The sequence below is a fragment of the Allobosea caraganae genome, assembly GCF_003351345.1.
Classification (GTDB): Bacteria; Pseudomonadota; Alphaproteobacteria; order Rhizobiales; family Beijerinckiaceae; genus Allobosea; species Allobosea caraganae.
On the sequence record NZ_QQTO01000019.1, the window covers coordinates 812,497 to 826,623 of the forward strand.

Here is a 14,127-nt window from a genome sequence, read left to right on the forward strand (position 1 = left end):
GTATGCCGATGCGGCAGACTTGTCGAGTTTTGGGCCCTAAACCGCTCTGCCAGCGGCGATCTCATGCCCTGGTGCCACCGGCCCGCGCCAGAATGATGGCGGGATAGAGACCGGCCAGGACGATCAACAAGGCGGCGAGCGCGCCATCCTCGAAGACGCCGCGCGAGGCGTGGCCGTAGACGATGGTGGCGAGCGTATCGAGGTTGAGCGGCCGCAGCAGCAGGGTCGCGGGCAGTTCCTTGAGGCAATCGACGAAGACGAGAAGCGCTGCCGCGGCGATCGCGGGTCGGGCGAGCGGCCAGTGCACCCGCCGCACGACCTCATTGGCATTGGCGCCGAGCGCGCGCGCCGCGTCGTCGAGCCGTGGCGAGACCCGCGAGAGCCCGCTCTCGATGCCGGAGATCGCGATGGCCAGGAAGCGCACGACATAGGCGATGACGAGTGCCGCGCCGGAGCCGATCAGGACGAGGCCGGGATTGACGCCGAACCAGGCTCGCATGGTGTTGGCGAGCGCATTGTCGAAGCCGGCGAGCGGCACCAGCAGGCCGAGCGCCAGCACCGTGCCCGGCAGGGCATAGCCGAGCGAGGCGATGCGCGTCAGCGCCGGCAGCCAGCTCTCGCGGCCATGGCGGCGGGCGGCGACGATGCCGAGCCCGAGCGCGACGACCAGCGCGGCGGCGATGCCCGAAAGCAGCATGGCGTTGCCGAGATTGCCGAGCAGGGCGGCGTCGATCTTGAACAACAATCCGCGCGTCAGGACCTCGCTCGCGAGAAAGCCGATCGGCAGGGCTGCGCCGAGCAGCACGGGCAAGGCGCAGGCGAGGCCGGCACTGAGCGCCTTGCGGCCCTTCAACGGCCGGCGCCCGACGGCGCGGGGCTGGCGCACCGAGATGGCGAAGCGGCGCTGGCCGCGCAGCCGGGCTTCGACCGCGATCAGCATGATGACCATGACCAGCATGACGCAGGCGATCTGCGCCGCGCCCTCGAGCGAGTTGCGGTTGAGCCAGGTCGTGTAGATCGAGATCGTCAGCGAGCGCACGCCGAGATACTCGCTGGCGCCGATATCGTTCAGCGTCTCCAGCAGCGCCAGCGTCAGCCCGGCTGCAAGCGCCGGGCGCGCCATCGGCAGGCCGATGCGCCAGAACAGCGGCCAGCGCGAGGCTCCGAGCGTGCGGGCCGATTCGACGATGGTCGCGCTTTGCAGGCCGAAGAGGGCGCGGACGCTGAGATAGACATAAGGGTAGAGCACGATCCCCATCACGAAGATCGCGCCGGCGAGGTTGCGCGGATCGGGAAACCAGTAGTCGCGGAGCGAGCGATAGCCGGTCAGCGCCCGGAAGGCCGCTTGCAGCGGGCCCTGGAAGCCGAGGAATTCGACATAGATATAGGCGGTGATGTAGGTCGGGATCGCCAGCGGCAGCACCAGCAGCCATTCGAAGGCGGCGCGGCCGGGAAACTCGTACTGCGTCACCAGCCAGGCGGTGCCGACGCCGGTCAGGCAGCAGAGCAGGCCGACGCCGAGCAGCAGGGCCACGGTGTTCATCAGCGCGACCGGGATGACGTTGGCGGCGAGATGCGGCCAGATCTCGGCCGCGGCCGGCGACAATGCCGTCCAGGCCAATGCGAGGATCGGCAGGGCGACGAGTATCGCGCCGAGGATGGATGCCCAGATAAAACGAGTCGACGGCCGCCACCGAAGTGACGGCCGCCGCGCAGGCGCGATTGTCGCGTTCAGGCTCAACGAATACCTAGTTCTTTGTTTGACGCATTTTCTTCACGCGAACCGGTCCCCACTTCGCTCGAAAATGCTTTGGATCAGTTGTCGAAGCCGACCTTGTCGACCAGATCGGCCGCGGCCTTGCGGTTTTTGCCGATCTCGGTCAACGGCGTCGCGTCGGGCGTCACGGTGCCGAGCAGCTTCACCGCGGCGCTTTCCTTGACGTCCGGGTTGACCGGGAACTCGTAGTTGCCGTCGCCGTAGAGGGTCTGCGCCTTCTCGCCGAGCATGTACTCGACCAGCTTGACCGCGTTGTCCTTGTTCGGTGCGTTCCTGGCGATGGCCGCGCCCGAGATGTTCACGTGGGTGCCGCCATTGGCGAAGGTGGTCTTGAGCGGCTTGATCGCGTCGAACCAGCCCTTCTGCTCGTTCTTCGCCTGGCTCATCAGGCCGATATAGTAGGTGTTGATGATGGCGATGTCGCAGAGGCCGGACTGGATGTCGCGGGCGACGTCGCGGTCGCCGCCGCCGGGCTTGCGGGCGACGTTGGCCTTGACGGCCTTCAGGTAGGCCTCGGTCTTCTCGGCGCCGTTGCGGGCGAGATAGGCGCCGAAGAAGGCGTTGTTATAGGGGTGCTGGCCGGCGCGGATGCAGAGCTTGCCCTTCCACTTGGGATCGGCGAGCTCCTCATAGGTGATCGCGTCCTGCTTCACCCGGTCCTTCGAGACGACGACGATGCGGGCGCGCTTGGTCAGGGTGACCCAGTCGCTGTCGCGCAGCTGGGCGGGCACGGCCTTGTCGACCACGGCCGACTTGATCGGTTGGGTGATGCCGGCATCCTTGGCCGCGATCATCTGGGCGGCGTCGACCATGATCATCACGTCGGCCGGGCTGTTGGCGCCCTCGGCCTTGATGCGCTGCTCCAGCCCGTCCTTCAGGAAAACGGTGTTGACCTTGACGCCGGTGTCCTTGGTGAAGGCCTCGAGCACCGGGTTGAGCAGCTCCGGCTCGCGGGTGGTGTAGAGGTTGACGCTCTGCGCCAGCACGGGCGCGGCGAGCAGGCATGATGCCAGGGCAAGAACGGAGATTGTCTTGTCGATCATGGTTCGCTCCATCAGGTTCTACGACCCGCTATGAGTGTGTGACGGAGCGAGCGGTACAAGTCGTACGACTATCGGTCAATACAAGAAGGCGTTATGAATCAATTGGTTATATCAATTCTAAGGTGTTTTCAGTTTAGATGATTTCCAAGAAGTATGCGCCGCAGATATCACCCGCGCCGTCATCCCGGCCGTAGCGAAGCGGAGCGCCGGGATCCATCGTAGGGCTCGGCGCTCTACGATGGATCCCGGAGCGGCGCCGCTCGCGGCTTGTCCGGGATGACGGTGTGGGAGGTGTGAGGGCGAGTGAGCTAGCGCTGGCCGGCTCAGGGCAGCGCGATGACCCGCACGGGGCCGCGGACCTGCGGTTCGAGCGTGCCGCGCAGGGGCAGGGCGTCGCTCAGCAGGTTGTCGTCGCGCAGCGCAGCCTCGCGCGTGCGCATCTGGCGGCGCAGGGCCTGCATCTGCGCCTCGCGGCGGGAGATGCCGACCGTCTCGTCGATCATGCGGCGCTGGCTGGCGCTGAGCTCGCGCGAGCCGCGGAAATCCTCGAAATCGCGGGTGCTGTAGGGCCAGCGCGTGCCGCCGGTGAAGGTGCGGACCCTGCCGTCGAGCACGACGCTGTCGCCGGGGCGCAAGGTGATGTCGCGCAGCAGCGAGACGCGGCGCTCGCCGGCTGCGACGATGGCCGGGCGGCAGGCGGGATCGGCAGATTTCTCATGGCCATAGGCGACGGGCAGGGAGCCATAGGTGGTCCTGCCATCCTGCGCGACGGCGCCGTCGATGCTGGCTGCGCCGGCGGGCACGCGAAAAACCTTGACCGGGATGCCGGGGTTCATCGCCTGGCAGAGCGCTTCATGCGCCTTCACGTCGGACTGGGCGCGCAGGTAGCCGATCGGAGCGTGGAAGCCGTCGCACATGCGCACGCAGATGGTGCGGGCCGTGTCGGCTGCGCCGGAGACGGTGTCGAGGCCGACGACCTTCGTGTGCCGTGGCTGGCGGCGCGGGGCTTCCGCCGCCTGCTGCCGCTTGAAGGGATTGAGCACGACCGGCGGGTGGGCGATGCGCCCGTCCGGCGTGGAGTTGAACAGCGGCAGGGACCAGCCGTTGCGGGCAGGGGCATAGGCGGTGACGCCCCCATAGGCCGCGCGCTGGGGCTGGCGCTCGGCGCGGCGCGCTGCTTCCTCGCGGAAGAAGGCGCGGATGCCGGCATCGTCCTCGGCCTGGACCATGGAGACGGTGAGGACCGCGCCGCCGGCGCCGAGCGCGAGGCCGAGCAGGCTCATGGCGGCAAGCCGCAGCCGGCCGGGCGAGCGCTTCGCAGGCGCCGACGCGAGGGCGGTATCGATGGGCTTGGCCGCAGGCAGATTGGCCTGCGTCGGATTTTCACGGACACGCAACATCGCGTCAACTCCACTGCACGCTTGTTTCTGTCCGCCGCAGGAAAAGGGTGTAGTTTACTTTACGTTAAGCATCAACGCCGCAGCCGCCTTGCCCCACGCCAAATGGCGGTGATGCTTAATGGCGGCCGGCTCGCCGGGGAGGCGAGGCCGAGCGCGCATCCGTCTTGGCCGTGCCGTGCTTGGCCGGTCCTTAAGAGACAACGGCGCTTTTGAGCGATCGCGCGGAAAGCCCGCGCAATTTGGCGAAAATTGTCGGAGGTCGTGAGGCTTCGGTGAATCCCGACGCTTAAATTGCCTCACATCTCGCGATGCGCGACCTGCGGCACCGCGACCGGCACGGGCTCTGGGGCGATCTCGCTGCGCTCGCCGCGATTGCGGCCGGAGAGCCAGGTGTCGACCTTGTCGAGATAGAAATAGACCACCGGCGTGATGTAGAGCGTCAGCAGCTGCGAGACGAGCAGGCCGCCGACCACGGCGATGCCGAGCGGTTGGCGCAGCTCCGCGCCGGCGCCGTGGCCGAGCGCGATCGGCAGCACGCCGAAGATCGCGGCGAAGCTCGTCATCATGATCGGCCGGAAGCGCACCAGCGCCGCCTCGCGAATGGCCGATAGCGCGTCGTCGCCCTGCTTGCGCCGCTCGATGGCGAAGTCGACCATCATGATGGCGTTCTTCTTGACGATGCCGACCAGCATCAGGATGCCGATGATCGCAATCACCGAGAGGTCGAGGTTGAAATATTGCAGCGCCAGCAGCGCTCCGAGCCCGGCCGAGGGCAGGCCGGAGAGGATCGTGATCGGATGGATGAAGCTCTCGTAGAGAATGCCGAGGATGATGTAGATCACCAGGATCGCGGCGAAGATCAGCAGGCCCTGGCCCTTCAGCGCATCCTGGAAGAGCTGGGCCGAGCCGGCGAAACTGGTCACGATCGAAGCGGGCAGGTTGACGTCGCGCTCGGCGGCGCGGATGGCGTTGACGGCGTCGCCGAGCGAGATGCCCGGCGCGGTGTTGAACGAGATCGTTACCGCCGGCTGCTGCGAGATGCGGTTGACCGCGAGCGGGCCGACGCTGGGCTTGATCGTCGCCACCGCCTCCAGCGGCACGTTGAGCCCGTTCGAGGCCTTGAGCAGCAGGCGCGAGAGCACGGCCGGGTCCTGCTGATAGGCGCGGTTCGCCTCCATGATGACCTGGTAGTCGGTCGAGGGCGTGAAGATCGTCGCGATCTGGCGCGAGCCGAAGGCGTTGCCGAGCGCCTGCCTGATCTGGTCGCTGGTGATGCCGAGGCTGGCGGCGCGCTCGCGGTCGATGTCGATCGAGAGCTGCGGGTTGCGCAGCTGCAGGTCGATATTGGCGTCGCGGAGTTGCGGCAGCTGGGAGAGCCGCTGCTGCATGATCGGCGCGTAGGAGAAGAGCGCGTTCAGGTCCGGCCCCTGCAGCGAGTAGAGGTACTGCGCGCGCGAGGAGCGGCCGGCGTTGAGGTTGATGTTCTGCACCTGCTGGAAGACCGCGGTGATGCCCGGCACTTCCGAGGTCGCGCGCCTGAGCCGGGCGATCACCTCCTCGGCCTTGCCGCGCTCGTCCTTGGGCTTCAGGGCGATGAACATGAAGCCGTTATTGGTGGCGTTGAAGCCGCCGATATTGGAGGTGAGGTAGTCCACCGCCGGGTCGGCCTGGACGATCTCGGCGATGCGGATCTGGCGCGCCGCCATCGACTCGAAGGAGGTGTCGGGCGGCCCTTCCGTCGAAGCGCGCAGCAGGCCGGTATCCTCGGTCGGGAAGAAGCCCTTGGGGATGTCCATGTACATCTGCGCGGAGACGTAGACCGTCGCGAAGGTGAAGATCAGCATGAGGATGCGCGCCTTCAGCACCCAGTCGAGCGTCCAGCGATAGGCGCCGAGCATGCCCTGGAAGCCGGCCTCGAAGACGCGCTCGAGCAGGCCCGGCTTCTTGTCGTGGTCGTGCGCCTTGAGGAAGCGGGCGCAGAGCATCGGCGTCAGCGTCAGCGAGACGAAGCCGGAGACGATGATCGCGGCCGCGATCGTGCCGGCGAACTCGACGAAGACCTTGCCGACGACGCCGCCCATGAAGAAGACCGGGATGAAGACGGCGACGAGCGAGATGGTGATCGAGAGGATGGTGAAGCCGATCTCGCGCGAGCCGTCGAGCGCGGCCTGGAACGGCTTCTTGCCCATCTCGATATGCCGGATGATGTTCTCCAGCATGACGATGGCGTCGTCGACGACGAAGCCGACCGCGAGCGTCAGCGCCAAGAGCGAGATGTTGTCGAGCGAATAGCCGAGCGCATACATGATCGCGAAGGTGCCGACGAGCGAGATCGGCAGCGCCAGCGTCGGGATCAGCGTCGCCGCCAGGCTCTTCAGGAACAGGAAGATCACCATGATCACGAGCGTGATCGCGACCATGAGCGAGAATTCGACGTCCTCGACGGCCTCGCGGATCGGGATCGAGCGGTCGTTGAGGACGCTCAGCTCCATCGCGGCGGGAAGCTGCTCGCGATAGGAGGCGAGGCGCTCCTTGATGCTGTCGACGACCTGGACGGTGTTGGCGTCGGACTGGCGGTAGACCGCCAGCATGATCGAGCGCTGGCCATTGTACCAGCTGCCGGTCTGGTTGTTCTCGACCGAGTCGTAGACCTGCGCCACGTCCTCGAGCCGGATCGGCACGCCGTTCTTCTGCGCGATGATCAGGTTGCCGTATTCGCCGGCCCGCTCCATCTGGCCGGTGGCGCCGATCACGGTGCTCTGGTTCTCGCCCCGCAACGTGCCGACCGGCGAGTTGGAGTTTGCGGCGGCGATGGCGTTGCGGACGTCGCTGAGCGCTAGCCCGCGCGCCGAGACGGCGTCGGGATTGACCAGCACGCGCACGGCGTATTTCTGCGCGCCGAAGATGTTGACCTGGGCGACGCCGGGCAGCTGCGAGATCTGCTGCTGCAGGATGGTCTCGCCGAACTCATGCACCTCGTAGAGCGGCTTGGTGGCCGAGGTCAGCACCATGAACAGCACCGGCTGGTCGGCCGGATTGACCTTCCTGAAGCTCGGCGGCGCAGGGAGTTCGGGCGGCAGGCGCCGCGTCGTGGCGCTGAGCGCGGCCTGAACGTCGAGGGCGGCGCCGTCGATGTTGCGGTTGAGGTCGAACTGAAGCGTGATCGAGGTCGAGCCGAGCTGCGAGACCGAGGACATCGCGGTGATGCCGGAGATCGAGGCGAATTCGCGCTCCAGCGGGGCGGCGATGGAGGAGGCCATCGTCTCCGGGCTGGCGCCGGGCAGCCGGGCGCTGACGTTGATCGTCGGGAAATCGACGCGGGGCAGGGCCGCGACCGGCAATTGCCGGAAGGCGAAGAACCCGAAGATCAGGAACGTCGCCATCAGCAGCGTCGTCATCACCGGGCGGCGGATGCAGGCCTCGGGCAGGTTCATCAGCCTGCGCTCCCGCGCTGCGAGGTCAGGTTCCCCGGCGGCTTCTGGCCGCCGCGATTGCGCTCGACGGTGCGGGCGCCGTCGGTCAGCAGGAGCTGCCCGTCGATCACCACGGTCTCGTCGCCCTTCAGGCCGGACGAGAGCACGACGCGGTCATCGATGGTGCGGTCGACCGTGACCGGGCGGGCGCGGGCGGTGCCGTCCTCGATGACGAAGACGAAGGTGCCGTTCTGGCCGTTCTGCACGGCCTCGCGCGGCACGGTCAGCGCCTCGGGATCGACGCGCAGGGTGACGCGGACCTGGCAGAGCGCGCCCGGCCACAGCGTCTCCTCGGGATTGTCGAAGATGGCGCGCATCTGGATCGTGCCGGTCGTGGCGTCGACCATGTTGTCGATCACCGCGATCTTGCCCTCGACGCCCTTGGGCGCGCCGTGCTGGGTGGCGAGCACGACCGCGGTGCCGCTCGTCATCGCGGCGCGGATATCGGGGAGATGGCGCTGCGGCAGGGAGAACGAGACGTAGATCGGGTCGATCTGGTTGATCGTTACCAGCGTGGTCGAGTTGTCGCCGGTCTTGGCGATGTTGCCTTCCTTCAGGCCGGCGACGCCGATGCGGCCCGAGACCGGAGCGGTGATGGTGTAATAGGTGAGCTGGACCTTGAGGCTGTCGACGAAAGCCTCGCCGCCGCGAATGCTGGCCTTCAGCGTCGCGACCTGAGTGCGGGCGGTGTCGAGGCGCTGGTCGGTGGCGAATTCGCGCTTGGCGAGCTCCTCCGCCCGGCGCAGCTCCGACTCGGCCGAGCTGAGCGAGGCCTTGTCGCGGGCGACATTGGCCTCGGCCTGCCGCAGCAGCGATTCAACCAGGCGGGAATCGAGCCGGAAGAGCACGTCGCCCTTCTTGACGTAGCCGCCATCCTTGAAGCCGACCTCGGTGATCTGGGTGTCGACGCGCGAGCGCACCGTGACCGTCGAGATCGCCTGGACCGTGCCGATCGCATCGAGCCTGACCGGCATCGGCTTCCGCTCGACCTTGGCGGTGACGATCGTGACCGGCGGGCGCTGCGGCGCGGCCTGGCGCCCCTGCTGGGCGGGGCGCTGCGTGGCCTCGGCATAGGGCGGGATCAACTTGCCGTAGGGGATGCGGTCGAGCGGCCAGGGCACCTGCCGCCCGGTATAGTGGAAACCCGCGCCGGCGCCGACCGCACCGATCACGGCCAGGACAGCGACGCGTCCGAGAGTCAGAACTGCCATGCGAAACCTTGCGCCAGTGGAGGACAGCCCCTGAACCAATTGGAACGGTCGTCCCCCAAACCGTCCTAGCCGCAAGGACTTACGATGCCGCGAGCCGGTATGGTGCGCAAGCGCCTAACGGGGTTTATTATGAATTGTAGCGCGCTTGTGACAGTTTTTGCCCGCGAATACGTTCGCAGGTGCAGCATTCGTCGTGCGTGTACTTCATAGCATCGTGGTCAGGATACTGATCCACATGCAAACCAAGCATGCGATGCCGAGCCCGAACACGATCGCGCGCAGGTGCAGCCGGTTCGAGCCGACATGGACGAACGTGTGCACCACGCGCGAGAGCACGAAGAGCCAGGCGAGCACGGCCATCAGGGTGCCGACGGCGCCGACCTCCATCGCCACCATGATCAGCGCGAAGAAGAGGACCGGCGCCTCGAACTGGTTGGTGTAGTTGGCGGCGGCCAGTCGCGCCGGCTCGGGATAGCGCTCTGTCGAGACCGCGACATCGGCAGGGCTCACCGCCTTGTCGAGGAAGGCGCGGCGCCGGCGCACGAAGACGATGCCTAGGACGATGAAGGTCCAGAGGATCTGGGCGAGCGCCGGATAGATCAGCTTCAGCGTCATCGTTCCCTCATCATGCGCGGCGCAGGCCCACTTATAGCAGCTCAGCCCTCATCCCGAGGAGCGATCGCAGATCGCGTCTCGAAGGATGCTCCAGAGCGCGCTGGAGCATCCTTCGAGACGCCGCTAAAGCGGCTCCTCAGGATGAGGGCTGAGAGATCAGCCCCCGTCAGGAGCGCGTCGGGTAGTTCGGGCTCTCGCGCACGATCGTCACGTCATGGACATGGCTCTCGCGCAGGCCGGCGCTGGTGATGCGGATGAAGCGGGCCTTGTTGCGGTAGTCGGCGAGGTCCTTGCCGCCGACATAGCCCATGGCGGCGCGCAGGCCGCCGGCGAGCTGGTGCAGCACGCCCGAGACCGGGCCCTTATAGGCGACCTGGCCTTCGATCCCTTCCGGAACAAGCTTCAGCGAGTCCTTGATATCCTGCTGGAAATAGCGATCGGCCGAGCCCCGCGCCATTGCCCCGACCGAACCCATGCCGCGATAGGATTTGTAGGAGCGGCCCTGGTAGAGGAAGACCTCGCCGGGGGTCTCGTCGGTGCCCGCGAGCAGCGAGCCGACCATGGCGCAGGAGGCGCCGGCGGCGAGCGCCTTGGCGAGGTCGCCGGAATACTTGATGCCGCCATCGGCGATGATCGGGATGCCGGCCTTGGCCCCGGCCGAGGCCGCGTCCATCACCGCGGTGAGCTGCGGCACGCCGACGCCGGCGACGATTCGGGTGGTGCAGATCGAGCCCGGGCCGATGCCGACCTTGATCGCATCCGCGCCGGCATCGATCAGCGCCTGGGCGCCGCCGGCGGTCGCGACGTTGCCGGCGATGACCTGCACGGCGTTGGAGAGCTTCTTCACGCGGGTGACGGCCTCCAGCACCTTGGCGGAATGGCCGTGGGCGGTGTCGACGACGATGATGTCGACGCCGGCATCGATCAGCAGCTCAGAGCGCTCGAAGCCGAGGTCGCCGGTCGTGGTCGCGGCGGCGACGAGGAGGCGCCCCTGCGAATCCTTGGCGGCGTGCGGGTGGGCGACCTGCTTCTCCATGTCCTTGACGGTGATCAGGCCGATGCAGCGGTAGTGATCGTCGACGACGAGCAGCTTCTCGATGCGGAACTGGTGGAGGAGGCGGCGGGCCTCGTCCTGCGTCACGCCCTCGCGAACCGTGATCAGCCGATCCTTGGTCATGATCTCGTGGACGGGCTGGTCGGGATTGGCGGCGAAGCGGACGTCGCGGTTGGTCAGGATGCCGACGAGCTTGCCCTTGTGGCCCTGCGGGCCGCGCTCGACCACCGGAATGCCGGAGATCGAATAGCGCTTCATCAGGGCGAGCGCGTCGCCCAGCGTCTCGTCGGGGAAGATGGTGATCGGGTTCGTCACCATGCCCGATTCGTATTTCTTGACGAGCCGGACCTGCTCGGCCTGCTGGTCGGCCTCGAGATTGCGATGGATGACGCCGAGGCCGCCGGCCTGGGCCATGGCGATCGCCATGTTCGCTTCCGTCACCGTATCCATCGCCGAAGCGATGATCGGCAGGTTGAGCGAGATCGTCTTGGTCAGTTTCGTGCTGACATCGACATCGGCCGGCATGACCTCGGAGGGGCCCGGCTCGAGCAGCACGTCGTCGAAGGTCAGACCGTCGCGGATAAGGCCGTCAGTGTGGATGGTCATCGTCAACTCCGGGGCCGGCCTGACCGGCATTGTGCGGGTGCGAGCAAGGCTGCCCGCAACCGAGTTGACGAGGCCCGTTATCATGCGCGCGGCGCTGCCGCTAGAGCAGCGGCGAAAAAATCCGCGCGGTTTGTGCGGTGCGACGAGCGGCCGCGCCGGCGGGCATCGCCCGCGTGGCGCGGCCGAGGGGCGTTCAGCGCGTGGTATGGGCCGAGCGCGGAGCAGTCTGCGGGGCGGCTGCCGGGGTGGACGGCCGCACCATGACGCAGCCGGCGCCGGTAAACATGCTGCCCTGCGCGTCAGCCAGAGCCTGGCAATTGTTCTGCTGCATGCAGAAGCGCTCCCTGTTCGCATCGCCGTAGTTCTGCGGCGAGTTGGCGAACGTGCACACTTTCCTCCAGTCGGTATCCATCGCCTTGGCGGGCGCCGGCGCTAGTGCGGAAGCGGCCCAGGCCGCGCCCAGGACGAACGCCAACTGTCCGAGCCTGACGCCGCTGATGCGGTTCAGAACCGGCGAATTCTTTGCTTGGCTAACCATGATGCACCTCTTGGGCGAACATTCGTGGCTGAACGGGGGTCCAACCGCGCCTCAGCATCGGTGTGAGGCAACCGCTAGATGGTGATCTCCGCGAGGCGCATAGACTGCTCCAAACGCATGGCTGACCTGATATTCACGATCTCGTTATGCAGTCGGCGCATCACTTCCGGCGCCGGTGCGTTTTCGTGCCGGCCCGCCGTCGCGCGGCAGCGTTCGTTCAGGGCGCCGCTTGATCGCGGCTGCGCAGCCGCCTGGCGGGGATGCGGTCGCGCCCGATTGCCGGCGGGCGAGTTCGGGCGCGAAGGCACCTCGCGACGTGACGGGAAGCCCGCCGGCTCCTGTCGAACCGGCCGGGCAACCGTCCCGTCAGCGCCTGACGGTCGTATGCGCCGTCGGGGCCTCGGCGATGACGCGTTGCGGCGAAATGCCGAAGCAGCCATCCTGGTAGATCGTGTGGCCCGCCTGGTTGGCGATGATCTGGCAATCCCGCATGTGCATGCAGGGATCGTAGTCCAGGTCCGCGCCCTCGTATTGCGGGGTCGAGGTGAAGTGGCAGGCATCCGCATAGGTGGTCGTGGCGGCATTCGCGGGCGAAGCGGCGCCAAGGAGCGCAACTCCGCCGAGCATTGCCAGTCCGAGCGCAGCGAAGCTTAGCCGCGGGGTGATTGCCTGGGAGACGTTGAACATGGGAACCTCCGAACCATCAGAGTGATCGCGCCCCACTATCGTCTGGTTGAGCAGACCTATTAGAGTTGGGAAGCCGCAGCCCGGCATGGCAGTGGCGCATGCGGACCTGAGCTTCACGATTTGGTTATGCGGCCGGCGCAACGCCGATCCTCGCAGGGGCTTTCTTCTCTCGTCAGCGTCGAGATGCCGCAGTAAAGCAGGGACGCGACACCACCCTTGAAAGCCCCAATCTTGCAGCGCTCACAAATCCTGCCCCTGATCGTCGCTTGCGCGCTGTTCATGGAGAACACGGACTCGACCGTGATCGCGACCTCGCTGCCGATGATCGCGCAGTCGCTCGGCGAGGATCCGATCGCGCTCAAGCTGGCGCTGACCTCCTATCTCGTCTCGCTCGCGGTATTCATCCCGATCTCGGGCTGGATGGCTGACAAGTTCGGGGCGCGCACGATCTTCCGGGCCGCGATCGGCGTCTTCATGTTCGGCTCGATCCTGTGCGCGATGTCGAACTCGCTCGGCGCCTTCGTCGGGGCGCGCTTCGTCCAGGGCATGGGCGGGGCGATGATGGTGCCGGTCGGGCGGCTCGTCATCCTGCGCAGCGTCGAGAAATCGCAGATCGTCAGCGCGCTGGCCTACCTGACGATCCCGGCGCTGGTCGGCCCCGTGGTCGGGCCGCCGCTCGGCGGCTTCATCACGACCTATTTCGACTGGCGCTGGATCTTCTTCATCAACATCCCGATCGGCCTCGTCGGCATCGTGCTGTCGAGCCTGTTCTTCGAGGACATCCGCGAGGAGGACGTCGCGCCGCTCGACATCAAGGGCTTCCTGCTCTCGTCGTTCGGCTTCGCCGCGCTGATGCTGGGCCTGGCGACCGGCGGGCGCCATCTCGTGCCCGAGGCGGTGTCCTATGGCTGCGTCGCCGCCGGCATCGCGGCGCTCTGGGCCTATCTGGTCCATGCCCGCAGCGTGAAGTACCCGGTGCTCAACCTCGACCTGCTGCGCATCCCGACCTACCGCATCGGCGTCATCGGCGGCTCGGTCTTCCGCGTCGGCATCGGCGCGATCCCGTTCCTCCTGCCGCTGATGCTGCAGCTCGGCTTCGGCTACGATCCGTTCCACTCGGGCTTGATCACCTTCGCCTCGGCCGCCGGCGCGCTGATCATGAAGACCTTGGCCAAGACCATCCTGTCCCGCTACGGCTTCCGCAACGTCCTGACCTTCAACGCGCTGCTGGGCGCCGGCTTCCTGGCGGCCTCCGGCCTGTTCACCTCGGCGACGCCGCAATGGCTGATGCTGATCGTGCTCTTGGTCGGCGGCTGCTTCCGCTCGCTGCAATTCACCGGCATCAACGCGCTGAGCTACGCCGACGTCTCGAACCGCGACATGTCGAGCGCGACCAGCCTCTCCAGCGTGGCGCAGCAATTGTCGCTCAGCCTCGGCGTCACCATCGGCGCCTTCGCGCTGGAGACGGCCAATGTTTTCAACGGCGGCAAAGCGCTCGGCGCGCAGGATTTCTGGCCGGCCTTCGTCGTGGTCGGCCTGATCTCGGCCTCGTCGATCATGTGGATGGTGCGGCTCACGCCCGATGCCGGCGCAGAGGTCTCAGGCCACGCCCCGATCAGCGCCCGCAAGGCGACGGCAAGCGCGATCGCGGACCAGAAGCCGGTGGATTGATCAGGTCGGCTAGACCGCCGTGCGTCCTATCGGACGCAGAGTGGCGATCTAG

The 14,127-nt window shown here is 67.0% G+C and carries 10 protein-coding genes; 1 reads left to right on the forward strand and 9 read right to left on the reverse strand.

All coding sequences use genetic code 11. The features are described from left to right. Positions 1-61: 61 nt before the first annotated feature. From DWF00_RS12100 to DWF00_RS12140, 9 genes are all read right to left on the reverse strand, one after another. Positions 62-1,621, reverse strand: coding sequence for an ABC transporter permease (locus DWF00_RS12100; RefSeq protein WP_245973844.1), 1,560 nt, complete (start codon positions 1,619-1,621; stop codon positions 62-64). A 194-nt stretch (positions 1,622-1,815) separates the two neighbouring features. Beyond that, positions 1,816-2,820 (reverse strand): extracellular solute-binding protein, encoded by a 1,005-nt coding sequence (locus DWF00_RS12105; protein WP_114827796.1) that lies wholly within the window; start codon positions 2,818-2,820, stop codon positions 1,816-1,818. Between the two features lie 323 nt (positions 2,821-3,143). Beyond that, positions 3,144-4,220, reverse strand: a complete 1,077-nt coding sequence (locus DWF00_RS12110; protein WP_114827797.1) for a DUF2865 domain-containing protein — start codon at positions 4,218-4,220, stop codon at positions 3,144-3,146. A gap of 296 nt (positions 4,221-4,516) precedes the next feature. Beyond that, positions 4,517-7,654 (reverse strand): efflux RND transporter permease subunit, encoded by a 3,138-nt coding sequence (locus DWF00_RS12115; RefSeq protein WP_114827798.1) that lies wholly within the window; start codon positions 7,652-7,654, stop codon positions 4,517-4,519. Then, positions 7,654-8,904, reverse strand: a complete 1,251-nt coding sequence (locus DWF00_RS12120; RefSeq protein ID WP_114827799.1) for an efflux RND transporter periplasmic adaptor subunit — start codon at positions 8,902-8,904, stop codon at positions 7,654-7,656. Before DWF00_RS12120 ends, DWF00_RS12115 begins: the two co-directional genes overlap by 1 nt. 204 nt (positions 8,905-9,108) lie before the next feature. Next, the gene (locus DWF00_RS12125) at positions 9,109-9,519 is read right to left on the reverse strand and encodes an MAPEG family protein (protein ID WP_114827800.1); all 411 of its coding nucleotides are present in this window, start codon (positions 9,517-9,519) and stop codon (positions 9,109-9,111) included. 166 nt (positions 9,520-9,685) lie between these two features. Next, complete coding sequence (guaB, locus tag DWF00_RS12130) at positions 9,686-11,179, reverse strand: IMP dehydrogenase (protein WP_114827801.1); 1,494 nt, start codon at positions 11,177-11,179, stop codon at positions 9,686-9,688. Positions 11,180-11,372: 193 nt separating this feature from the next. Further along, on the reverse strand, positions 11,373-11,717 hold the full coding sequence (locus tag DWF00_RS12135; RefSeq protein WP_114827802.1) for a hypothetical protein: 345 nt from the start codon (positions 11,715-11,717) through the stop codon (positions 11,373-11,375). A 366-nt stretch (positions 11,718-12,083) separates the two neighbouring features. After that, positions 12,084-12,404, reverse strand: a complete 321-nt coding sequence (locus DWF00_RS12140) for a hypothetical protein (RefSeq protein ID WP_114827803.1) — start codon at positions 12,402-12,404, stop codon at positions 12,084-12,086. Between the two features lie 231 nt (positions 12,405-12,635). Here DWF00_RS12140 and DWF00_RS12145 point away from each other — a divergent pair, with 231 nt between their 5' ends. Continuing rightward, entirely contained in the window at positions 12,636-14,075 is a 1,440-nt protein-coding gene (locus DWF00_RS12145; protein WP_114827804.1) for an MFS transporter, read from the forward strand. The last annotated feature ends 52 nt before the right edge of the window (positions 14,076-14,127 follow it).

What these genes read in the sequence shown, in the direction of transcription:
- guaB (WP_114827801.1), bottom strand. Translation starts at nt 11,179, where the DNA reads ATGACCATCCACACTGACGGCCTTATCCGCGACGGTCTGACCTTCGAC.
- DWF00_RS12140 (WP_114827803.1), bottom strand. Translation starts at nt 12,404, where the DNA reads ATGTTCAACGTCTCCCAGGCAATCACCCCGCGGCTAAGCTTCGCTGCG.
- DWF00_RS12125 (WP_114827800.1), bottom strand. Translation starts at nt 9,519, where the DNA reads ATGACGCTGAAGCTGATCTATCCGGCGCTCGCCCAGATCCTCTGGACC.
- DWF00_RS12120 (WP_114827799.1), bottom strand. Translation starts at nt 8,904, where the DNA reads ATGGCAGTTCTGACTCTCGGACGCGTCGCTGTCCTGGCCGTGATCGGT.
- DWF00_RS12105 (WP_114827796.1), bottom strand. Translation starts at nt 2,820, where the DNA reads ATGATCGACAAGACAATCTCCGTTCTTGCCCTGGCATCATGCCTGCTC.
- DWF00_RS12115 (WP_114827798.1), bottom strand. Translation starts at nt 7,654, where the DNA reads ATGAACCTGCCCGAGGCCTGCATCCGCCGCCCGGTGATGACGACGCTG.
- DWF00_RS12135 (WP_114827802.1), bottom strand. Translation starts at nt 11,717, where the DNA reads ATGGTTAGCCAAGCAAAGAATTCGCCGGTTCTGAACCGCATCAGCGGC.
- DWF00_RS12110 (WP_114827797.1), bottom strand. Translation starts at nt 4,220, where the DNA reads ATGTTGCGTGTCCGTGAAAATCCGACGCAGGCCAATCTGCCTGCGGCC.